The following is a 20,795-nucleotide window of genomic DNA, read 5'->3' as shown; positions in this document are numbered from 1 at the left end:
GTTCCGCTAGCCCTCTGACTTCAGGCGGGGGAAATCGGTGTCGCGGTATTCCCGCGGCGGCACCTGGCCCTTCGCATGCTGCTCGCCTTCGGCTAGGCGCAGCTCGACCCGGCGGATCTTGCCGGAGATCGTTTTGGGCAGCTCGGTGAACTCCAGCCGGCGGATGCGCTTGTACGGCGCTAGATGCTCGCGGCTGTACTTCAGGATGCTTTCGGCGACTTCTTCGCCAGCCTCAAAGCCGGGAGCCAGCACCACGAAGGCCTTGGGCACCGAAAGCTTGAGTGGATCCGGAGAGGGGACCACTGCCACTTCTGCGACGGCAGGGTGCTCCATGACCACCGATTCGAGCTCGAAGGGGCTCAGGCGGTAGTCGCTGGACTTGAAGACGTCATCCGCCCTGCCTACATAGGTCAGCACGCCTTCCTCATCTCGCTGGGCGATGTCGCCGGTGTGGTAAACGCCGTCGCGCATGGCTTCATCCGTTTTCGCCTGGTCCTCGAAGTAGCCCTTCATCAGGCCCACTGGAGCAGGGTCTAGGCGCAGGCAGATTTCGCCTACTTCTGCCACCTGCCCGGTGCTCGGGTTGCGCAGTTCCAACTCGTAGCCGGGCAGCGGCTTGCCCATGGCGCCGACCTTGATTTCCTCGCCGGGAGGGTTGCCGATCTGCGCGGTGGTTTCGGTTTGCCCATAGCCGTCGCGGATGACCTGCCCCCACGCGCTGCGCACCTGGGAGATGACTTCGGCATTCAACGGTTCGCCGGCTGATACGAGCTTGTGCGGGGGAGTCTTCAATGCGCCCAGATCAGCTTGGATCAGGTATCGCCATACAGTGGGCGGGGCACAGAAGCTGGTGACATGCTCCAGATCCATCTGGTTCATCAGCGCCACCGCGTCGAAGCGCTCGTAGTTGTAGACGAACACGGTGGCCTCGGCAATCCACGGGCCGAAGAAGTTCGACCAGGCATGCTTGCCCCATCCCGGAGATGCGATGTTCAAGTGCACGTCTCCGGGCTCCAGGCCAATCCAATACATCGTGGCTAGATGCCCCACCGGATAAGAGGTGTGGCTGTGCTGCACCAGCTTGGCCTTAGACGTGGTGCCCGAGGTGAAATAGAGCAGCATGGTTTCATCTGCTGCTGTAGGCGTGTCGAGGCTGAAGCTGATTTCTGCAGTGCGGGAGTCTTCAAAGCTGAGCACGCCATCGGCGGCTTGTCCGCCGACCTGCACAATGGTGTACTCGCCGGGGACTTGCTCGAACTTGGCTACCTGTTCCGAGCTGGTGATGACCCATCGAGCCTTGCCTCGGGTGATCCTATCGCTGAGATCAGCGCTGGTGAGCTGCGTAGTCGACGGGATGATCACCGCACCGAGCTTCATGCCGGCAAGCATGACTTCCCACAGGGCAATTTCATTGCCCAGCATCACGATCATGCCGTCGCCGCGCTTCAGGCCGTTGTCCGAAAGCCAGCGCGCCACTTGAGTTGAACGTGCTGAAAGCTGCGCCCAAGTGTAGCGGGCGGAAGTTCCATCTGGTTCGGTGAGAATCAATGCTGGAGTATCTGCGCGCTGTGGATCTGCGGCGATCGCATCGAACCAGTCGTAGGCGAAATTAAAGTTATCGAAGAGTGGCCAGCTGAATTCCTTGCGGGCGCTGCTGTAGTCTTCTCGGAATTTCAGCAATACATCACGAGCTGCACGGAACTTCTCGGTATTGTTCATGTTTGTCCTTCCCGTGCCCGGTCACCTTGACTGACCGAGTTTGTGATCGCAGTCTCATCTACGCGGATAGCTTCAATATACTTCACTGACTTGTGCAGACCCAGTGCTCTGGGGCACCGCATGTTCTTGTTGCTTCCGATGGGCGGAGTGCTGACCGGAGAACTTTTGTTGCTTGTGCGCTTGCTGCTGGCCGTGGAAACGAAGGCGTTAATGGGGGTGCCTGGAAGCGGTTGAATGGCTTCGGGGGTTGTGGATCAAGACCTTGGTGGTGGCCGACTGCAGACCAATGGCGGCAAATGCGTGCAGCGGTTAGGTAGATTTATCCGCAGGACATTATCGTTTTGCCCCGGCTCGACCATGCGGAGGATCAATAGTGAGCGCAACAGAAATTTGGAGCTGGGTCTTAATCGGCCTGCAGATCATCATCGGGCTTGCCGCCACAGTTGCAATTTCTCTGCGACGCAAACCGTCCACGGCCATTGCATGGATCATGGCTATTGTCCTTATCCCATACGTGGGCTTTATGGCCTTCCTGCTGATCGGCTTTGGCCGCCTTCCGCGTAAGCGCCGCGACAAGCAGAAAGCGGTCAATGACTTCATGCACAACACATCGGGGCTTGAAGTCTACAAATCCAAGGTGGACGAGCCCGAATGGCTCAAGCCTGTAGTCGCGATGAACGACAAGCTTGGAGCGCTGCCCATGGTGCATAGCAACTCGGCCTACTTGATCCAGGGGTACGAAGAATCGTTGGAAACCATGGTCGAGGAGATAGACAAGGCAGAGAACTTCGTTCATATCGAGTTCTATATCTTCGTCAAGGATCAGACCACCGCTCCCTTTTTCGATGCGTTGGCCCGCGCTGTGCAGCGCGGCGTGGCGGTTCGAGTCCTCTTCGACCATGTGGCAACACTGCGTCTTCCCAACCGCAGGGAAACCATGGACGCACTGGACGACATGGGAGCTGATTGGCACCACATGCTCCCACTGAAGCCGTGGAAGGGTCAGTGGCAGCGCCCGGATCTGCGCAACCACAGAAAGCTACTGGTGGTCGATGGGAAAATCGGGTTCATGGGTTCGCAGAACTTGATCGACTCGACCTACCTCAAGCCGGGCAATATTAAGCGCGGCCTGCATTGGAAAGAGCTCATGGTGCGCCTTGAGGGTTCAATTGTCGCGGAGCTGGATGCAGTGTTCTTGACCGACTGGTACAGCGAGACTGACGAAATCCCACATGATGACGCTTACCAGGCGCTGACCCCCATTGCCGAACGCCTGCCGGCGGAACAGTATGATCCTCGCACAGTCTTCGGGCTGGATGCCCAGGTGATCCCCAGTGGCCCTAGCTTTGAGAATGACAATAACCTCAAGCTCTTCGTGGCGTTGATTCACAACGCCCGCCACCGCGTGAGTATTACCAGCCCGTACTTTGTTCCTGATGAGGCTACGCTTCAGGCAATCATCACCGCTGCTTCGCGGGGCCTAGAAGTGGAACTGTTCGTCTCCGAGGTAGCAGACCAGGCCATGGTCTACCACGCGCAGCGTTCGTACTATGAGGCGCTGCTGGATGCAGGGGTAATGATCTATCAGTACCCGGAGCCCACTGTTCTGCATTCAAAGCATTTCTCGATTGACGATGAAATTGCAGTAATCGGATCAAGCAACATGGATATCAGGTCATTCAGCCTGAACATGGAAGTATCCATGCTGGTGCGGGGCCGCGAATTTGTTGATCAGATGCGCCAAGTCGAGGACGCGTATCGATCCATTAGCAAGCCGATCGATCCGGAACAGTGGAAGTCTCGTCCGCTGAAGGGGAAGATCTTGGACGCACTTGCCCGTCTGACTTCAGGGCTGCAGTAGTTCCTCCCTATCTGCTAACTGTCGACCCCGCCTGTTATCCAGGCGGGCCGAACTTATTTCTCGACACATTTACTTGAAGCATCAACTAAAACTGCGTAGTATTGAGCGTAAAGATACACGCCTAGGGGAGTGATGGAACGATGTCGCTGCACACTGCGGACAAGCTGGCCGCTGAAACTCATATGAATACCGTCCAGCTCAAGGTCGGCAACATGCCACTGATGAGCCAGTACTACCAAAAAGCGCTGGGGCTGACAGTTCTGTCAGAGTCAGCTGCCGGCACCGTCCTAGGGCGTGGAACTCAGGAACTGATCAACCTCAGCACTGCTCCAGGACTGCAACTGCCATCACGAGGGGAAGCCGGGCTCTTCCACACGGCGCTGCTATTTGAAACGCAAGCAGACTTGGCTGCCACGGTACTGAGCGCCGCCCAGTATGACCAGAGCCTCTTTGCCGGGAGCTCGGACCATCTCGTATCTGAAGCGTTCTACTTCTCGGACCCAGAAGGCAATGGCATTGAACTGTACTGGGACCGGCCCCGTCTGAAATGGAACTGGACTGACAAGGGCCAGGTTGCCATGGATACCATCTACCTTGATCCCAACAAGTTCTTGAGCACTCACCTGAGCGAAGAATCTGTGGCACGACAGCAGTCAGCCGGCGCCGAAGTGGGTCACGTGCATCTACAGGTAGGCGACGTGCACACTGCCGCCAAGTTCTACGTCGACATTCTCGGATTCGACCAGACTGCATTGCTTGGCGACCAGGCGTTGTTCATTTCAGCTGGAGGCTACCACCACCATATGGCGATGAACGTCTGGAACTCGCGTGGTGCTGGGCCGCGCAAGGACACGCTAGGACTTGGTGAAGTTCTGATTACAGTGCCCACGCAGGACGAAATCGGCAAGCTCGTCGAACGGCTGAATTTTGCAAAGATTCAGAACCACCACACCGGCCAGGAACTGCGCTTCAAGGATCCATGGAATAACCAACTGCGCGTTGCCGTGGGCTAAAGCCGGAACTAAAAAGGTCTGGGGACGCTAACAGAGCATCCCCAGACCTTTCGCTTCGAGTGACCAGCTAGCTGCTAGACGGATCGTTTGAACGATAAATTATTGTGGGCCGTCAGATAAGGCAGTGTATCGGCAGCGGGAGTGCCAAGCCGCCTCATTTTGCTCTCCGAGCCAAGGACGCACCGCAGATTCACGTCGGTGACTGAATCGGGTACCTTAGTGGCAGCCAGCATTGACTGGTCAACGATAAAGCTGACATGCGTGGCGGAGGAATCTTCGGCAGTCACCTCAGCAACCAGCTTTTTGGAATCACGTCCGACGACCACCAAATCGTAGACGCCGCCCTCTGGCAGTTCGCAGCCGTGTTCCACCCGCAGCTTGAGGCGACCGTCCTCAAGGAACTCCATTCCTTGAAGCTTCGCCTGAAATTCAGGAATCGGTGCCGCCTTCGGCCGATGGCCGCGTTTGAATCGTGAAGTGAAAATCATTGCGTCTCTCCATAAAGCGACGATGTCGCGCGATACATAGCTGGATGCCGATGCACGGCAGTTCTCTGACATTTCAGCGGCGGCCGTAGGATTGCGCATAAGGTGCTCCACGCGGTCGGCCATCCTCATAATGTCTCCGGATTCAATCAAGTAGCCATTGACGCCGTCGGTAATGGTGTCCGCCGGCCCGAAATTTACATTGAAGGACACAGGGATGCATCCCTGAAGCTGGGCTTCGAGCAGCACTAGGGCCTGACCCTCACTTTTTGAAGCAAATAGCTGCACCGTGCTCGATGCAAAATGCCGCGGCAGCTGATCAGAATAGCCGTGGAAAATAACGTCGCTTCCAACACCGAGCTCTGCGGCTAGTTCTTCAAGGGCTTTTTGCTGAGATCCCTTTCCGACAATGTGGAGAACGGGTTCAAGGCCTCTGGCCTTCAGCTCGGCAACCACGCGAACCGGTGCTTGAACGTTCTTATTGGCGGTCAGCGAACCTGCCACAATCAGATCCTGCGCCTTTCGTTCTGGAAGTGGAGGAGCGACGCGAGCGTTCTTTATTGGATTGGGTATTACGAAAGTTTTGGCGCTTTCATCGAAGCGTTCCACATAGGCTTTGCGTTGGGCCTGGGTCAAGAAAACGAACCCGTCCCAATTTGATCGCTGGTCAATGATCAGAGCGTGGGCTTCAGAGAGCTTGCCGGTAAGCAAGTCTTCCCCTGCAGTAAGATGCGCACTGTGGAATGCATAGAGCTTCGGCACATACGTCGTTTTCCAAGTGTTCAGGTGCAGCGCCGTGTATTTGCTGTCCACGACTGCAACTGCATCCTCGTGGTCAACTAGCGCGGAGAGCCAGTGGCGGTACATTGACGGTGAACTGAAGAACCTAGCTGTGATTTGTCCAGAGCGGTCGAATACTTCCATGAGCCTACGGTTGCGCTCTTCGGCGGGAAAACGTGTATCAACTAGATAAGGTGTACCGTCTGTTCTGTAATACCTGATTTGGGAGACTTCCTGCTTCGGTCCCGCCACGAATTTCTGGCTGAACAACGAGTCAGGGGCATCGGCGTAATACTGTTGCGATTGCACAGTAAAGTCTTGAAATTGCGGCGAAAACTGACGCTCTGGCATTGCATCGAGCTGGTGCAGCTGATGCTCTGCCAGGTGTTCATACAAATTGACGTGCCGAACCGAAGCGGCGAGTTTTCCGCGCCGTCTTAGCTCCTGGATGAGAGTTGGGTAATCAGGGTTCGGATTAAAAGTCACCACCGACGCGTGTCCGTAGCGCTCGGCAAATGCTGCAGCACGCTGCAGGCAAACAGTAGTCATTCCGCCAAATTCGCGTTCGACAGCCCACGTAATCATATAGGCGTCAAGCGGCGTGGATTCTTGCAACACTTTAGGCAATTCCTTGTCTTAGATGCGGCAGGTCAATGAACGCTGCAGAAGCAACGCTACGCGAAATCTCTGGGAATCCAGTTTGACTCGCATGGAGAGGAGATTACAGTTCCATCAAGATCCCATGGGTATGTTCAACCCAGCAATTCCTAGTGCATCAGCGTACTCGCCGGTCTGGTCCTAAACCCGTTTGAGCAACGCGGCAATCGCCTGTCCGCCGCCGATGCACAAGGTCACCACAGCGAAGGTCTGATCCCGGCGGTGCAAAGCAAGCGCCGCGCGCAAGGCGAGGATCGCGCCGGTGGCACCCACCGGATGGCCCAGCGCAATGGCACCGCCATAGGGATTGACCCGCTCCGGATCCAAGCCGCTGTCCCGGATGACGGCCAGCGCCTGGGCGGCGAATGCCTCGTTGAGTTCGAAGATGTCGATGTCGTTCGGCGTCAGACCGGTCTGGTCGAAGAGCTTACGCAGTGCATAGGTCGGTGCGTACCCCATCAGCGACGGATCCATCGCGGTGACCACCACTTGCTCCAGTGTCGCCAGCGCCCCGAGTCCGTGCGCATCCACAAATGACTGCTTGGCCAAGAGCAGCGCCGCTGCGCCGTCGTTGACGCCCGAGGAATTGCCTGCGGTTGCAGTGCCGTTCGAGCTGAAGACAGGCCTGAGCGCGGCCAATGACTCAAACGTGACCCCGGTGCGCGGATGTTCATCCCGGTCCTGCCCCTCGGCGCCGGCCAAGCTCGTGGGGATGATCTCCTGCGCAAAAGCCTGCCTGCTGGACTCCAGGCCGGCCAGGCGCTGGGAGCGCAGCGCAAATTCGTCCTGGTCCGCACGGGACACCTTGTACTTTGCCGAAACATTGTCAGCGGTCGTACCCATATGCGAATTGCTGAAGGGATCGGTGAGCATCGCCAAGGTGCCGTTCAGCAGCTTCTTGTGCCCCAGGCTCCGCCGGGAGCCAGCCGAATAGTCAAGGTACGGCATATTGGTCATCGACTCGTTTCCGCCGGCCAGCACCACCTCGGCGGCGCCGAAGGACAGCGCCTGAGCCGCGCTGAACAATGCCTGCAGCCCGCTGCCGCACAACCTGTTCACGTTCATTGCCGTCGTCGACTGGTCAAGGCCAGCGCCCAGGGCAACCCGCCGGGCATTGTAGGATTCCGGTCCGACCTGCCCGATGCAGCCCATGATCACCTCGTCGACCATCTCGCCGGGGATCTTGCTGCGCTCCAGAGCCACAGCCGCAGCGGCGGCGCCCAAGTCCGCCGTGGACAGATCCCGGTAGATCCCGTCGAACCGTCCCACCGCTGTCCGCGCACCGGCGATGATGGTGACCTTGTCCTTGCCCGCGCCATTGACCATGAGTTGCAGCCTTTCATTCCCCGCACACCGCAGCCGGTGGCAGTACCCGATGGGCTTCAGTCTATGCATGCGCGCTCGCCGGAGGCCAGTGTTCGCCGGATGGCGCGAACTTGAGCCGAGAGAAGAAAACGCCTGCCTCCCCGGGCAGGGAGGCAGGCGGATACTAGCTTTCGAAGAGCTGCTGGCCCAGATACTGGCCCTGGGTGATTCCCGGCGGCACCGCGTAGAGGCCCGAGGAAGTGTGGCGCAGGTATTCGTTCATGGCGTCATTGGCGCTCATGGCCTTCTGCAGCGGGACGAAGTGCGTGCGGGCATCCACGACGAAGGCGATGAAGAACAGCCCGGCATCCAGCCGGCCCAGCCCATCGGAGCCGTCGGTGTAGTTGAAGCCGCGGCGCAGCATCTGCACCCCATTGTGCTTGGAGGGGTGCAGCATGGCCACATGCGAATCCGCGGGGATGATCGGCCCGTTGGACCCGGCCATCGCCAAATCCGGGGCGGTGAACTCTTCTCCGCCGGACAGGGGCGCGCCGGTGGACTTGATGCGGCCCACCACGTTCTCCTGCTCGCGCAGCGCCGCCCGGTCCCAGACCTCGATCTGCATGCGGATGCGGCGGGCCACCATATAGGTTCCGCCGACCATCCACGGCTGATCCGTGGCACCCTCGCCCACCCAGACATGCTTGTCCAGGGCCTCGGCGTCGTCGGCCAGGATGTTCGCCGTGCCGTCCTTGAAGCCGAAGAGGTTGCGCGGGGTCTGCTGGTCGCTGGTGGTCTTCGAGGTGCGGCCGAAGCCGATCTGGCTCCAGCGTACCCGCACCGTGCCGAAGCCGATCCGCGAAAGGTTGCGGATCGCGTGCACCGCCACCTGAGGGTCGTTGGCGCAGGCCTGGACGACGATGTCGCCGTGGCTGCGCTCCTCTTCCACCATGTCCCCGGAGAAGTGCGGCAGTTCGATCAGGGCCTCGGGCAGCTTGCCTTCCAGCCCAAAGCGGGACTTCTTGCCGTCGGTGAAGAGGCTGCGCCCAAAGCCGATGGTCACCGTCAAGTTGGCGGCGCTCAGGCCCACCGCTTCGCCGGTATCCGTAGGGGGAGCGTCGTAGGAGCCGGAGGCGGCGCCGCCTTCGCCCACTTCCTTGCCCTGGGTCATCGCCTCGATGGCCGCGGTCCACTCCTTGAGCATCGCGACCAGCTTGGCCCGGTCCTCGGTGACTACGTCGAAGCCGACGATGTGCATCCGGTCCTGGGCCGCGGTGGTGATACCCGCCTGGTGCTGGCCATGGCAGTCCACCACATCCGCGACTTTCTTCGCTGCGGGCTCCAGCTGGCTGCCGAAGGCCGCATGGGCCAAGGCGCCCACGGCCAAGCCGGCCCCGCCGGCGCCTGCGCTGGAAAGCAGCAGGCGCCGGGAGAATACGGGGGATGATTTTTCAGCCATGGGCTTCGTGCCTACTTCTGTGCGTTCGTGCTGTTGTGCTTACTTGACCACTGCCGCGGTCAGGCGGGAGAGCGGCTCGGACAGCGCATCCACCCCGGCGGCCAGCTCCTGGACTTCGTCCTTGGACAGTTCATTGTAGAACTTGAAGCCCTCGCCCACCCGGTAGGCATCCAGCTGCTTCTGCAGCGAGGCGAAGTTCTCCTTCAGCTGCTTGTTCAGCTCGTCCTCGGTGCCGTCCAGCAGCGGGGCCAGGTCCTCGTAGGCGATCTTGGCGCCCTCGAGGTTGGCCTGGAAGTCCCACAGGTCGGTGTGGGAGAAGGTCTCCTCTTCGCCGGTCACCTTGCCGGTGGCCACCTCGTCCAGCAGCTCCTTGGCGCCGTTGGCCAGCTTGTCCGGGGTGAATTCAAGCTTCTGCGCGCGGGTGTTCAGCTCTTCGGTGTTCTCCACCATGCCGTCGGCGATCTCCTGGCGCTCCTTCTGGCTCATCTTCTTGTAGCCCTCGGGAGCCCAGAGGTCCTTTTCGGCGCGGTGCCATCCAGTGAACTCATCGCCCTTTTCAAGGTCTGCCTCGCGGGCGTCGAGGATCGGGTCCAGGTCGCCGAAGGACTCAGCCACCGGCTCGATGCGCTCCCAGTGCATGCGCACCTCGGGGTAGAGCTTCTTGGCCTTGGCCTCATCGCCGGCGGCGAAGGCGGCGGCGAATTCCTTGGTGCCGCGCAGCAGCTGTTCAGACTGGTCCTTCACATAGGCCGCGTACTGGTCAACGGCGGTCTTCTGCAGGGCTGCACGGTCTGCCGAAACTGCAGCACCGTCCTTGGCGGCGGTGACGGTGAATTCCGAGCGGATGCCGTCGCCCACCATGCCAGGCTTGCAGGCGGCGAAGTACTTGCCCTCGGGGGCGATGACCACCAGGTCGCGGGAGACGCCCGGGCCGATGTTCTCCACTTCGCCCACGATGCGCAGGCCGTCCTCGGCCAGCAGGTAAAACTCGGTGACCTTGCTGCCTTCGTTCTTGACGTTGAACTTCAAGGTGCCGCCCGGGGCCGTATTCGTGGACACGGTGCAGGCGTCGTCGCTGGCGTTGACGGTGATGGCCCCGTCGCCTGCGGCGTCGGCGGATGCGGTGTTATCGGTGCATCCGGTCAGCGACAGGGCGCCGATGGCCAGCAGGGCGGCTGGGGCGAGCAGCTTCTTCATTCAATAGGTCCTTGCGAGGTAGTTTTATGGATCGATGATGCCGGCCGCCGCAACAACGCCGCGGCGGCCTGAAAAATGGGGGAGTCAGGCGCTGGTTTTGCCCAGCTCAGGGTTCTTCGCCTGGGGAGCGGCGCTGTTCTTCGGCGCCGGCTTGGAGCCGGAGCGGATGGCGCGCAGGTAGAAGAACATTACCGGCACGATGTACAGCGCCCAGGCGGTCACCTGCAGCACGGTCATGGCTGGGGTGAAGTTGAAAATGCCCTGCAGCAGGGTGGCTGCAATGCCCGACGGCGGCAGCTGGGCGCTGAGGTCGAAGGCCAGGTTGTTGATGCCCGGCAGGATGGCTGCTTCCTGCAGGTCGTGCACGCCATAGGCCAGCACGCCGGCGGCCACGATCACCAGCAGCACGCCGGTGTAGGAGAAGAACTTGGACAGCTGGATCTTCACGATGCCGCGGCTGAGCAGCACGCCCAGCACGATCGCGGTGGCGATGCCCAGCCCGGCGCCCAGCAGAGGCTGCCAGGTCTCGCCGCTGGTGCGCGCCGCGGCCCAGATGAACAGCGCGGTTTCCAGGCCCTCGCGTCCCACCGACAGGGCGCCGACGACCACCAGCCCCCAGGCCGAGCCGGCGGCGTGGTCCACCTGGTCCTTCAGGTCTTGGTTCATTGTCTTGGAAGTCTTGGCCATCCAGAAGATCATCCAGGTCACCAGGCCGGCGGCCAGGATCGAAAGCGATCCGCCGATGATTTCCTGCGCCTGGAAGGTCAGCCCGCGCGGGCCGAAGGTCAGCAGCGCTCCGAAGCCCAGTGATACGGCCACAGCGAATCCCACGCCGGCAAGCACCCGAGGGATCAAATGACGACGGTTCGTCTTGCTCAAATAGGCAATCAACAGGACGACGATCAGGACCGCTTCCAGTCCCTCGCGCAACCCGATCAGGTAGTTTCCGATCATCTTCAGGCGCTTTCCGCTATGACACGCCCGCGAAGGGTAGTTTTCGATCGCGGGTGACCGCCGGCACCCACGCAGAGGGCGTGCAGCGCGCAACGATCAGTCTAAGGTTAGCCTAAACAACTGCATCATAAAAACGATCAGGCCACCTTCGCTTTCTCATTTTTCAGTCAAGCGCGTTAGGCATGGGAATTGGCTTAACCTCAAGTCATTTTCGCCAAATCTGCTGCTAGTGTGTGCCTCATGAGCGAACTGAACGCGGCTCCGCCCCGGCGCGCCGCTTCAACAAGTAGTTTTTCGGCCATTCGGCCCAGCCGCCAAAGGTTCATGCTGGCGGCGGCGGGGCTCTTGCTGCTCAGCGCCATCCTTCAGCTTGCCGCCGCCGCGTCTCGCTGGCTGATCCATCCCGAAGGCCTAGGCGGAAGTGCGCCGATGGCTCAAGACGGCGTCTACGACTATTTCTTGGCCAGCGAACCCTTTGCGATGATTCCGGGCACCAGCCTGCCCTTCGGAATCGGCATGCTGCTCCAAGCCGCAGTGATCGTCCTGCTGGCCGCGAGTCTGCACCGCTCGATGCCGGGAACCGGTGACTCTCTACGGCGGGCAGAACTGCTGGTTGGCTTTCTCTTGGGCTTTCTCGCCGCCGCTGGGCCGGCGCTCATCGGCTACCACGCACTGCGCATCGGCCTCGCCGGAACCGCGGCCGGCATCTTCCTGCTGGTCGAACCCGCCGGGCTGTATATCCTTGCCGCTTCAGCCTCGGCCCTGCTGGTGCTAAGCATCATTGCACTCACCAGAAATGTGTGGGCCGGCATCGCCATGTGTTTCACCGTGGGCAGCACCCTCCCGGGGTATCTCGTGGCAAGTTTTCTCATTGCGCCGCTGCTGGCCGGCGATACCTCCTATGACACGACTGCCGGCTCTGAAGCGATAGTCGCCTTCTCCACGCTGGCCGCTGGCCTTTTCGTGCTGCTCGGATGCCTCTTGGGCCGTCGCCGACAATCCGCAGGGCACTTGTCCACACCTCGCGCCTAGTTGGCACCGCACGGCAGCTGGCGCGCGCAGGCTGGGGTTATGAAGATTCACCAGCTAGCCGCAGCACTTCAGGTCCTGCGCGAAGCCACCGCGGAAGGCATCCCGCGCGGCGCTGCCGCCGTGCTGCTGTCGCTGATGGCGTCATGCTGCGCGCTGCTGGTGAATCTTTCTGAACGCCTGCGCACCTTTGAAGATCCGCGCATCGCCGCCTGCCACGGCGCACTCATTGAAGACCTGTCCCGCTACACCCAGCGCGAACAGCTGCACACCATGATCCGCCTCGAATCCACTGCAGCCCACCTGCTTGACGATGTCGAGCTCACGGCCTTGCGCCAGTGGCGGGCCGCCCCGGCTGAGCAGCTGGACCTAGCGCGGGCGCCCCAGCTGATCAGCGGCCGGGCACACTATCAGAACACTGTCGACTTCGCGTCTTCTTGGCTCGGGCTGAATTATCATGAGGCGGCCACGCGGCTGGCCAACGCGCACCTTGTCATCGCCCGCCGCCATGCCGATGGCAGGGAAATCCCCGCCCGCCACAGCGAGCTGGCCCAGCTCTTTATGCAGGCCGCGGAGGTGGAGCCCAAGCGCGTCATCGCCGCGGCAAGGGCCCTGGAAAAGTTCGAGCCGGCAGATACCGCCCATGACGGCCTGCCGCTGCCCGCAAGCGCCGCGGCGCCGGACGGGGCCCTGCTCGAATCCCACGTCGCTGCAGCTTTGCGGGACCCCAACCGCACCGTCAGCGAGAAGCGCGTCTGTGCGCTCATCAACGACTACCGCGACAAACACCGGGAGTGCGAACCGACGCCCACCGGCATGTTCTTCCGCGGAAAGCGGGGCACCGCTGAACGCTGGGAAATTCTTGCCGACGGCGAGCAGGCGGAAATGATGCATTCGCTGAGCAACCAGGCAGACAACCCGCGCACTGAAGCCGGAAAGGCTGCCCGCGCCGGCAGCGGCGGCAAACCCGGCCCGGACCCCTTCACCAGCGATCAGCCGGCACCAGAATGGTCTGGCATCGATGCTGAGTCCATCAATGAAGGGGGCTTGTCTGCCGGTGCGCAACAAAATCAAAACTTTGTTGATCCGGCATTATTCGTCGACGCTGGTCTTGCCGGCGATGGCGACGTGAGCCCAGCCCAGCGTCGGCTCAATGCACTATTGGCCGCCTTGAACCGCAAGACGACGGACCAGGGCAAGACGATCGCACCACAGGTGGCCATTCATCTGCGCGCCGACCAGCTCTCCGATCTGAAAGACCCCGAACATCTCATTGGCACGACCGCGACTGGTGCAAAGCTCGATGCCGCGACTACCGGAAAGCTGATCTGCCAAGGCGAGCTGTACCGCGTGGTCTTCGGCCCCGACGGCCAGCCGCTGGATCTTGGCAGAAGCCAACGATTCTTCTCGGATGCCATCAAGAAGGCGGCGTTCGCCAGAGACAGGGGCTGTATCGTCCCTGGCTGCACCGCGCCACCGGAGATGATTGAATACCACCACGACGACTGGTGGTCCAGGGGCGGGCCGACGAGCATCCGCAATGCATCCTGCCTGTGCCGAAGACACCATCTGGCCATCCATGCCGGGCTGCTGACCCTGGTCAAAATCAATGGCTTGGCCCATATCCTGCTGCCCAAGCACGTCGATCCCTCGCAGACCCCTGCGCGGAGCCAGTTGTTTGCCGACGCTTAGGCGCAGTGGCTGGCCTCCGGCGCCGCCTAAGGGCGTGCCAGCGCCACCTTGACGCCGAAGCCAATGAGCACGGTGCCGGTGATGCGGTCCATCCAGCTCACCGCACGGGGTGTGCTCAGCCACTTGCCCGCCAGCGAAGCGCCGGCAATCAATACGATGGCCCACATTAGCGTCAAGACCACGTGTACCGCAGCGAGTCCAACGCCCATCAACAGGGCATTGACGTCAGCCGGGGTGAACTGGGGGATCACTGCAATATAGAAGACACCAATCTTCGGGTTTAACAGGTTGGTGACCAACCCGGTGCCAAAAGCCCTCCATTTACTGGCGGGAACATCGACTTTAGCGGCCTCAAGCTCCTTGTGGCGCAGGGAGCGGTAAATCATCTGGCCGCCCAGGAAGACCAAATAGGCCGCACCTAGATATGTCAGGATTTGGTAAGCCAGCTGCGATGCAGCCAAAACCGCCGAGGCTCCAGCGGCTGCCACGGCGCCCCAGGTGAAGACGCCGGCACAGATCCCCAGAGCTGCCACAAAGGCGTCCGATTTGCTGCGCACCACGGCCGAACGCAAGATCAATGCCGTATCCACGCCAGGCACCAATGTCATCAGCAGGGCGACGGCAGCGAAGGAGAGCAGCGCAGAGGTGACGGTCATGAACATAAGCTTAAAGGAGCACCGCCAGGCCAAAAAGCGCAGCGTGACCAACCTCATGCGGACCGGAAGCAACGCGTGAGCAGAATAATTGGTGCACAGCTGGCACCTCTGGCATAATTGCAGGGTACTCGATTTGTTGCGGCCCCTCTCTCCGCATCGGATCCTGTCCCTTAGAAGTGAGTTAGTAAGGCCTGCCCCACAGGTGCACAACACTTGCTTCGACCATGTTGAGAAACAGGAGTGACCACTAAAGTGGCCGTTAAGATTCGACTGAAGCGCTTCGGTAAGATGCGCGCACCTTTCTACCGCGTTGTTGTTATGGACTCCCGCGCTAAGCGCGATGGCCGTGCCATCGAGGAGATCGGTAAGTACCACCCAACCGAGAACCCATCGATCATCGAGATCGATTCTGAGCGTGCTCAGTACTGGCTGTCTGTTGGCGCTCAGCCAACCGAGCAGGTCCACAACCTGCTGAAGATCACCGGTGACTGGCAGAAGTTCAAGGGCATCGACGGCCAGGAAGGCACCTACAAGGTTGCCGAGCCTAAGCCAGCATTCGTTGCTCCTGAAAAGGGTTCGGTGATCCTCCCAGAGGCAATCACCAAGAAGGCTGAGAAGCCAGCTGCCGAAGAGGCAGAGGCCGAAGCTACCGAGGCTGAGTAACAGTGCTCGTTGACGCGCTAGACCACCTGGTACGCGGAGTCGTCGAGGAACCGGAGGATGTTCAGGTTGCTCTGAAGTCCACCCGCCGCGGCGATTTGCTCGAAGTCCGTGTTAACCCTGAAGATCTCGGTCGTGTGATCGGTCGCCAGGGTCGCACCGCTCGGGCGCTGCGCACCGTGATGGCGGCGTTGGCCAAGGAGCCGATCAGGGTCGATGTGATCGACACCGATCGACGCCGAGGCTGAACAACTTAGAAGCTCTGGCTTCAAAAAACGGAAGGAGTTTCCGCTTGTCTTCAGGCGGGAACTCCTTTCGTGTTTCACACCCACACTTTCTTTGCACACGCACCACGAAGGAAAAGCGATTATGCGACTGCAGGTAGCCCGCATCGGCAAGCCCCACGGCATCCGTGGGGAAGTCACCGTCCAGGTTCTGACCGATGCTCCCCAGGAGCGCTTCGTCAAGGGCGAGGTTCTGCACGTCACTGGCGGCCCCGTCAGCACGCTGACCATCAAGAACGCCCGCTGGAACAAGGCAATTCTGCTGCTGTCCTTCGATGAAATCGCTGATCGCAATGTCGCCGAGACGCTGCGCGGAGCTCGCTTGGAAATCGACTCCGATGAAGCTCCGGACAACGACTCGGACGAATGGTACGAGCATGAACTCTTGGAGCTGAAAGTCATGCACGACGGGACGCAGGTCGGTGTCGTCACGGCCCTGCGCACCAACCCGGCCCAGGATCTGTTGGTGTTCGAAGACACCAGCGGTGAGGAGATCTATCTGCCGTTCGTCGACGAGTTTGTTCCCGAGATTGACACCGAAGCCGGCACGATCACCATCACCCCGCCAGCAGGACTGCTGGAATTGAACTCGGAAGAAGAGGAAGGCAACTAATGCGCCTGGATGTCGTCTCCATCTTCCCGCAGTACCTGGAACCGCTGAAGCTTTCGCTGATCGGCAAGGCAGCCGAGGATGGGCTGCTTGACCTGAACGTCATCAACCTGCGCGACTTCACCAACGACAAGCACCGCAAGGTGGATGACACCCCCTACGGCGGCGGCGCCGGCATGGTGATGATGCCAGAGCCTTGGGGTCAGGCCCTGGATTCGGTGAACAGCGACGCAGAAAAGCGCCCTGTGCTCATCGTGCCCTCGCCGGCCGGTGCTGTATTCAACCAGCAGATGGCCTATGACCTGGCCGAAGAAGACCAGCTGGTCTTCGCCTGCGGCCGCTATGAAGGCATCGACGAACGCGTCATTGAATATGCGCAGGAAAACTTCCGCGTCATCCCCGTCTCCATCGGCGACTACGTCCTGAACGGGGGAGAAGTGGCAGTCATGGTGATGGTTGAGGCCATCGCCCGACTGATCCCAGGCGTCATCGGCAATCCTGAGTCGCTGGTGGAGGAATCACACTCAGATGTGCTGCTTGAATACCCTGTCTACACCAAGCCTGCCAGCTGGCGCGGCCGCGAGGTCCCAGAAACCCTGCTGGGCGGCAACCACCACCGAGTAGCCCGCCATCGCCGCGATGAGCAGATCAAGCGCACCGCTGCCCGCCGCCCGGACCTGATTATGAAACTGGACGTCGATGCTCTGAACCGCCGTGACCGCGACGCGCTGTGGCACAACGGCTTCGCCGTACATGAGGGCAAGATTGTCCCCAAGGCGCAGCTCGACTGGGCCACCGGTGCCGGCACGGACAAGCCAGCGGCTGGCCGCAAGGCTGACTAAGAGTCCTAGATCACGCGACTGCTGGGTGCAAACATGCATCCAGCAGTCGCAACAACCCGTGATCTATGGCAAAATTGTTTATTGGTGTGTTTTGTGCGAATCCTGCCGCAGGGGGATGACGGACATCAAAAAACCGCCGCATCGGTTGCTAAAGCCAACCGGTGGTACAACGTTCCGGGATGATCGACGCGCAAGCGCCACGATGAACCCGCTACGAGGATTCGGTGACCTGCGGCATTGATCCTAGGAGATGCACAATGCATATTCTTGACTCTGTTGACGCAGCCTCGCTGCGCTCCGACGTTCCTGCTTTCGGTCCTGGCGACACCCTGAAGGTGCACGTCAACATCATCGAAGGTAAGAACTCCCGCGTTCAGGTCTTCCAGGGTTACGTTCTCGGCCGTCAGGGCCGCGGCGTAGGCGAGACCTTCACCGTCCGCAAGGTTTCCTTCGGCACCGGTATCGAGCGTACCTTCCCAGTTCACTCCCCAATCATCGAAAAGATTGAGGTTGTGTCCAAGGGCGACGTGCGTCGTGCAAAGCTGTACTACATGCGCGATCGTCACGGCAAGGCTGCTCGCATCCGCGAGAAGCGCGACTTCGGCGGCAAGAAGTAATCTACGTTCATTCATGAACCAGATTGCTCGCTCCGAGGCAGCAACTGACAAGCGCCGGGCCTTTTACTGGGTCTGGCGCTTTGTCGTTCTCGCTGTCGTTTGCGCGTTGATCTCCGTGATCGTTATCCGCGCCTTTTTCGTCGATGTATTTAACATCAAATCAGACTCCATGCAGTCAACTCTGAACCCTGGGCAGGTCATCTCTGTCGACAGGCGAGCTTATGATTCTGCCGCAGGAGTGACTCCGAGACGGGGAGACGTTATCGTCTTTGATGGCCGAGGTTCTTTCCTGCCGTATTCGTCCTCTACGTCGATCGACGACCTGCTGGGAATGCTGAACTTCGCCGGCGGTTCGCACACCTACGTTAAGCGTGTCATCGGTGTCGGAGGCGATACCGTTGAGTGCTGCAGCTCTGGTGGTGAGCTCAAGATTAATGGCCAGCCGACATCCGAGCAATATATCTATGCTGGCGATACTCCAAGCGATATTGAGTTTTCAGTTGAAATTCCCGAAAATAGGCTTTGGGTCATGGGGGATCATCGATCAGTCTCTCAGGATTCTAGGTCGCTTCTGGGAGCCAGCGGCGGGGGCATGATCAACGTAGACCGTGTTGCCGGCAAGGCCACAAATATTATTTGGCCACTGGACCAGCGTGCTGTCATCAAATAATCGCGTCTTGTAGAACTTCGTCATAGAAGCGCGGGATGGGGAGAAGTCCCCATCCCGCGCTTCTGTCATATTTAAGTTCGGTTGGATTAAAAAATATCCATCTTTTCAAAGCCTTAAGGTGTATCAAAGCTCGATGTAATTCAGGACACCTTACCTCACTCTGACTTGGCGATAGTAAGATAATGTGAATCTTAAACCTCTGGTTCATGAGGTTTGAAAGTGACGTACCTCAATCGTGTTAGATGTTTCTGACTTGGCAAGATGCAATATTTCTTTAGTATCTCCGATGGATATTGAGCTTGAAAAAACATGGCAAACCCCGATAAGGTTTCATTTTGGTAACAACACTAAGCCCCACCCTTGCCGTCATCACCTAGGCCGTGGAGGGCATTCGCACCACAATTTTGGGAGAAGCTTTATGCCAAATCCGAAGAAAAAGACTGCACAGCGTGGTCTCGTTGCTGCGGCAGCGACCGCGTTGGTGGTCGGCAGTAGCTTTATGCCAGCAGCAGCGGCACCGGAGGTAAACGCCGCAGATTCGCAGGCTTCGAACTCTTCTGCCAGCGACAGCGCGGTGGATACCACCGGCCTGGCAAACGCAATTGAAGAAGACTTGGGTAAGAGCGTTGACGAGTACCTTGAAGACTCTAAGCTGAACGACAAAGCTTCCGCGCTGAAGAAGGCGCTGAAAGAAGCAGGTATCGACAGCAACGTTTCGATTAAGAACGACAAAATTTCAGTCCAGGTGGCAAATGCCAACCTCGACAAGGCTAACGAGCTGATTGCAGGCCTTGCTGCAGATGCGAAGGACAATTCGGTCGTAGCCAAGGCTTCTGATAAGCCTGCGGAAGCTGACGCACAGCAGGACAATAAGGTCATCGCTGAAGATGCGAAGTCAGAAAGCGTCAAGCCTGTAGCGGCCAAGACGGAAGCTGCCAAGAAGTCGGTAAATGCGGCTAAGGTCGTGGACTCCGGCGTTCTGGTGACCGGCATTGAGAAAATGACCACCATTGACGGTGTGCTCAAGCAGTTGCAGGCCAACCTAGCTCCCAGTGAAATCTCCCGTCTGACCTCGGTCACGGTTGATGCACGTGGCCAAGTCAAGGTCACCGCAGGAAAGTCTGCCACGACGAAGAGCAGCAAGGCGAGCCTCCGCGCCGCCAGCCCTTCGGCAAGCAAGAACCTCACCCTGGAACAGTTCAAGGCGCAGGCTAAGGCTCAGGGTGCTGCCGATAATGTCGTCTTCGAGTACAACGAGCACGATGGTCAGGCTAAGCCTGCTGCAGAAACCGATATCTATGATGGTATGGGTTACGCACTGTCCCCGGATGGCAATTTCGCCGGTCAGATCGGCATCTGCTCGATCGGCTTCAACGCATGGGATAAAGCGGGCAACGATGCGATCATAACTGCAGGCCACTGCACCAATGACGGCCGTCAGAAGGTTGCCGCAGTTCTTGAACATTCGGCAGTCAATGAGCCAAGCAGCATCAGCAACCTCTTGGGCAAGGTTGGATTCAACCAGTTCGGCATGGCAGGCAATAAGGGCGTCTCGCCAGACGATCCAAACTGGGCTGACAAGCCAACCGGCACCGATATCGCTATCATCGACGAGATCAACCCAGCACTGAACCTGCATCCAGAAGTCTCGCAGTGGCCTTCGGGCCAGGACGAGCGCGACAAGACCATCAAGGTTCGCTCCGTTGGCGAGGCGGCCCTGGGTGCTGAGGCTTGCAACTCTGGCCGCACCACCGGTTGGCAGTGCTCGACCATCACTGAAGAAGGCATCTTCTTTGTACGCGGCTACGATGACAACGGCAACGAGACTAGCCAGGACATCCGCACCGTTTGGGGCTACACCTCCGACAACCCGGGTGACTCTGTGCTGGATCATGGCGACTCCGGCGGTGCAGTACTCGTGGGAAGCCGTGCCGTAGGCGTGAACAGCGCACTTGGCGGCGGCCTGGCCATGTACACCTCATTGACCGATGCGATGGACAAGACCGTTGTGAAGGACTACTCGGTCAAGCTCTTCATCAGCGCGCCAAAGGCCAACACTGCTAATGGCACCGAAGTGGAGTCCGAGGCATCGTTGAAGGGTTCCGTAGCTGACGCACCAAAGGGCACCAAGGTTCAGGTTATTGTCGACGGCAAGGTTGTTCAGACCGTTGACGTGGACTCCAAGGGCAACTTCAGCTTCAATGCACCAAAGGCTGAAGGCCAGTTCAACTTCACCCTGAAGGCTGTCAACGGTTACAACGTTTCGGACACGACTGAAGGCAACGTCGTAGTTCAGGCTCCGGCA

General features: G+C 59.6%; 18 protein-coding genes. 11 read left to right on the top strand and 7 right to left on the bottom strand.

Features of this window, described 5'->3' with window-relative positions:
- Nucleotides 1-6: 6 nt before the first annotated feature.
- Nucleotides 7-1,719 carry an AMP-binding protein gene (locus tag AUR04nite_RS16870; RefSeq protein WP_141367313.1) on the bottom strand — a complete coding sequence of 571 codons (1,713 nt, stop codon included), beginning with the start codon at nucleotides 1,717-1,719 and terminating at the stop codon, nucleotides 7-9.
- 373 nt (nucleotides 1,720-2,092) lie between these two features.
- Between AUR04nite_RS16870 and cls the strand changes: the two genes are divergently transcribed.
- The gene (gene cls / locus AUR04nite_RS16865; protein WP_246055583.1) at nucleotides 2,093-3,580 is read left to right on the top strand and encodes a cardiolipin synthase; all 1,488 of its coding nucleotides are present in this window, start codon (nucleotides 2,093-2,095) and stop codon (nucleotides 3,578-3,580) included.
- A gap of 140 nt (nucleotides 3,581-3,720) precedes the next feature.
- Entirely contained in the window at nucleotides 3,721-4,593 is an 873-nt protein-coding gene (locus AUR04nite_RS16860; protein ID WP_141367309.1) for a VOC family protein, read from the top strand.
- Nucleotides 4,594-4,667: 74 nt separating this feature from the next.
- Here AUR04nite_RS16860 and AUR04nite_RS16855 read toward each other — a convergent pair whose 3' ends face one another.
- The 5 genes from AUR04nite_RS16855 to efeU form a co-directional block, all read right to left on the bottom strand.
- Nucleotides 4,668-6,476, bottom strand: coding sequence for a glycosyltransferase (locus tag AUR04nite_RS16855; RefSeq protein ID WP_141367307.1), 1,809 nt, complete (start codon nucleotides 6,474-6,476; stop codon nucleotides 4,668-4,670).
- Nucleotides 6,477-6,656: 180 nt separating this feature from the next.
- Nucleotides 6,657-7,841 carry a thiolase family protein gene (locus AUR04nite_RS16850; RefSeq protein ID WP_141367305.1) on the bottom strand — a complete coding sequence of 395 codons (1,185 nt, stop codon included), beginning with the start codon at nucleotides 7,839-7,841 and terminating at the stop codon, nucleotides 6,657-6,659.
- 163 nt (nucleotides 7,842-8,004) lie between these two features.
- Entirely contained in the window at nucleotides 8,005-9,279 is a 1,275-nt protein-coding gene (gene efeB / locus AUR04nite_RS16845; RefSeq protein WP_141367303.1) for an iron uptake transporter deferrochelatase/peroxidase subunit, read from the bottom strand.
- Between the two features lie 39 nt (nucleotides 9,280-9,318).
- On the bottom strand, nucleotides 9,319-10,476 hold the full coding sequence (gene efeO, locus AUR04nite_RS16840; RefSeq protein ID WP_141367301.1) for an iron uptake system protein EfeO: 1,158 nt from the start codon (nucleotides 10,474-10,476) through the stop codon (nucleotides 9,319-9,321).
- 84 nt (nucleotides 10,477-10,560) lie between these two features.
- Nucleotides 10,561-11,430, bottom strand: coding sequence for an iron uptake transporter permease EfeU (efeU, locus tag AUR04nite_RS16835; RefSeq protein ID WP_141367299.1), 870 nt, complete (start codon nucleotides 11,428-11,430; stop codon nucleotides 10,561-10,563).
- A gap of 240 nt (nucleotides 11,431-11,670) precedes the next feature.
- On the opposite strand from efeU, the gene AUR04nite_RS16830 reads away from it, so the two are divergent.
- Nucleotides 11,671-12,462, top strand: coding sequence for a hypothetical protein (locus tag AUR04nite_RS16830; protein ID WP_141367297.1), 792 nt, complete (start codon nucleotides 11,671-11,673; stop codon nucleotides 12,460-12,462).
- A gap of 39 nt (nucleotides 12,463-12,501) precedes the next feature.
- Nucleotides 12,502-14,151 (top strand): HNH endonuclease signature motif containing protein, encoded by a 1,650-nt coding sequence (locus AUR04nite_RS16825; protein ID WP_141367295.1) that lies wholly within the window; start codon nucleotides 12,502-12,504, stop codon nucleotides 14,149-14,151.
- Between the two features lie 26 nt (nucleotides 14,152-14,177).
- Here the strand turns inward: AUR04nite_RS16825 and AUR04nite_RS16820 are convergent, their stop codons facing one another.
- A complete protein-coding gene (locus tag AUR04nite_RS16820; RefSeq protein WP_141367293.1) occupies nucleotides 14,178-14,807 on the bottom strand; it encodes a LysE family translocator in 630 nt (209 codons plus the stop codon).
- Between the two features lie 252 nt (nucleotides 14,808-15,059).
- Here AUR04nite_RS16820 and rpsP point away from each other — a divergent pair, with 252 nt between their 5' ends.
- The 7 genes from rpsP to AUR04nite_RS16785 all read left to right on the top strand — a co-directional run.
- Nucleotides 15,060-15,470 carry a 30S ribosomal protein S16 gene (gene rpsP, locus AUR04nite_RS16815; protein ID WP_141367291.1) on the top strand — a complete coding sequence of 137 codons (411 nt, stop codon included), beginning with the start codon at nucleotides 15,060-15,062 and terminating at the stop codon, nucleotides 15,468-15,470.
- Nucleotides 15,471-15,472: 2 nt separating this feature from the next.
- Nucleotides 15,473-15,715 carry an RNA-binding protein gene (locus tag AUR04nite_RS16810; protein ID WP_141367289.1) on the top strand — a complete coding sequence of 81 codons (243 nt, stop codon included), beginning with the start codon at nucleotides 15,473-15,475 and terminating at the stop codon, nucleotides 15,713-15,715.
- Between the two features lie 121 nt (nucleotides 15,716-15,836).
- Nucleotides 15,837-16,364, top strand: a complete 528-nt coding sequence (gene rimM, locus AUR04nite_RS16805) for a ribosome maturation factor RimM (protein WP_141367287.1) — start codon at nucleotides 15,837-15,839, stop codon at nucleotides 16,362-16,364.
- Nucleotides 16,364-17,203 (top strand): tRNA (guanosine(37)-N1)-methyltransferase TrmD, encoded by an 840-nt coding sequence (gene trmD, locus AUR04nite_RS16800; protein WP_141367285.1) that lies wholly within the window; start codon nucleotides 16,364-16,366, stop codon nucleotides 17,201-17,203. Before rimM ends, trmD begins: the two co-directional genes overlap by 1 nt.
- A gap of 257 nt (nucleotides 17,204-17,460) precedes the next feature.
- Nucleotides 17,461-17,820: a 50S ribosomal protein L19 gene (gene rplS / locus AUR04nite_RS16795; RefSeq protein ID WP_141367283.1), complete on the top strand. Its 360-nt coding sequence runs from the start codon at nucleotides 17,461-17,463 to the stop codon at nucleotides 17,818-17,820.
- Between the two features lie 13 nt (nucleotides 17,821-17,833).
- The gene (lepB, locus tag AUR04nite_RS16790) at nucleotides 17,834-18,490 is read left to right on the top strand and encodes a signal peptidase I (RefSeq protein ID WP_141367281.1); all 657 of its coding nucleotides are present in this window, start codon (nucleotides 17,834-17,836) and stop codon (nucleotides 18,488-18,490) included.
- 499 nt (nucleotides 18,491-18,989) lie between these two features.
- Nucleotides 18,990-20,795, top strand: a 1,806-nt coding sequence (locus AUR04nite_RS16785; protein ID WP_141367279.1) for a S1 family peptidase, incomplete at its 3' end; no start/stop codon positions are given.

It is taken from the genome of Glutamicibacter uratoxydans (assembly GCF_006539925.1).
Lineage (GTDB): Bacteria > Actinomycetota > Actinomycetes > Actinomycetales > Micrococcaceae > Glutamicibacter > Glutamicibacter uratoxydans.
The sequence above is the reverse complement of the archived record's forward strand: the minus strand, read 5'-3'. Positions and strand labels throughout refer to the sequence as shown.

What these genes read in the sequence shown, in the direction of transcription:
- AUR04nite_RS16870 (WP_141367313.1), bottom strand. Translation starts at nt 1,719, where the DNA reads ATGAACAATACCGAGAAGTTCCGTGCAGCTCGTGATGTATTGCTGAAA.
- AUR04nite_RS16860 (WP_141367309.1), top strand. Translation starts at nt 3,721, where the DNA reads ATGTCGCTGCACACTGCGGACAAGCTGGCCGCTGAAACTCATATGAAT.
- AUR04nite_RS16850 (WP_141367305.1), bottom strand. Translation starts at nt 7,841, where the DNA reads ATGGTCAATGGCGCGGGCAAGGACAAGGTCACCATCATCGCCGGTGCG.
- efeB (WP_141367303.1), bottom strand. Translation starts at nt 9,279, where the DNA reads ATGGCTGAAAAATCATCCCCCGTATTCTCCCGGCGCCTGCTGCTTTCC.
- efeO (WP_141367301.1), bottom strand. Translation starts at nt 10,476, where the DNA reads ATGAAGAAGCTGCTCGCCCCAGCCGCCCTGCTGGCCATCGGCGCCCTG.
- efeU (WP_141367299.1), bottom strand. Translation starts at nt 11,430, where the DNA reads ATGATCGGAAACTACCTGATCGGGTTGCGCGAGGGACTGGAAGCGGTC.
- AUR04nite_RS16830 (WP_141367297.1), top strand. Translation starts at nt 11,671, where the DNA reads ATGAGCGAACTGAACGCGGCTCCGCCCCGGCGCGCCGCTTCAACAAGT.
- AUR04nite_RS16825 (WP_141367295.1), top strand. Translation starts at nt 12,502, where the DNA reads ATGAAGATTCACCAGCTAGCCGCAGCACTTCAGGTCCTGCGCGAAGCC.
- AUR04nite_RS16820 (WP_141367293.1), bottom strand. Translation starts at nt 14,807, where the DNA reads ATGACCGTCACCTCTGCGCTGCTCTCCTTCGCTGCCGTCGCCCTGCTG.
- rimM (WP_141367287.1), top strand. Translation starts at nt 15,837, where the DNA reads ATGCGACTGCAGGTAGCCCGCATCGGCAAGCCCCACGGCATCCGTGGG.
- trmD (WP_141367285.1), top strand. Translation starts at nt 16,364, where the DNA reads ATGCGCCTGGATGTCGTCTCCATCTTCCCGCAGTACCTGGAACCGCTG.
- rplS (WP_141367283.1), top strand. Translation starts at nt 17,461, where the DNA reads ATGCATATTCTTGACTCTGTTGACGCAGCCTCGCTGCGCTCCGACGTT.
- lepB (WP_141367281.1), top strand. Translation starts at nt 17,834, where the DNA reads ATGAACCAGATTGCTCGCTCCGAGGCAGCAACTGACAAGCGCCGGGCC.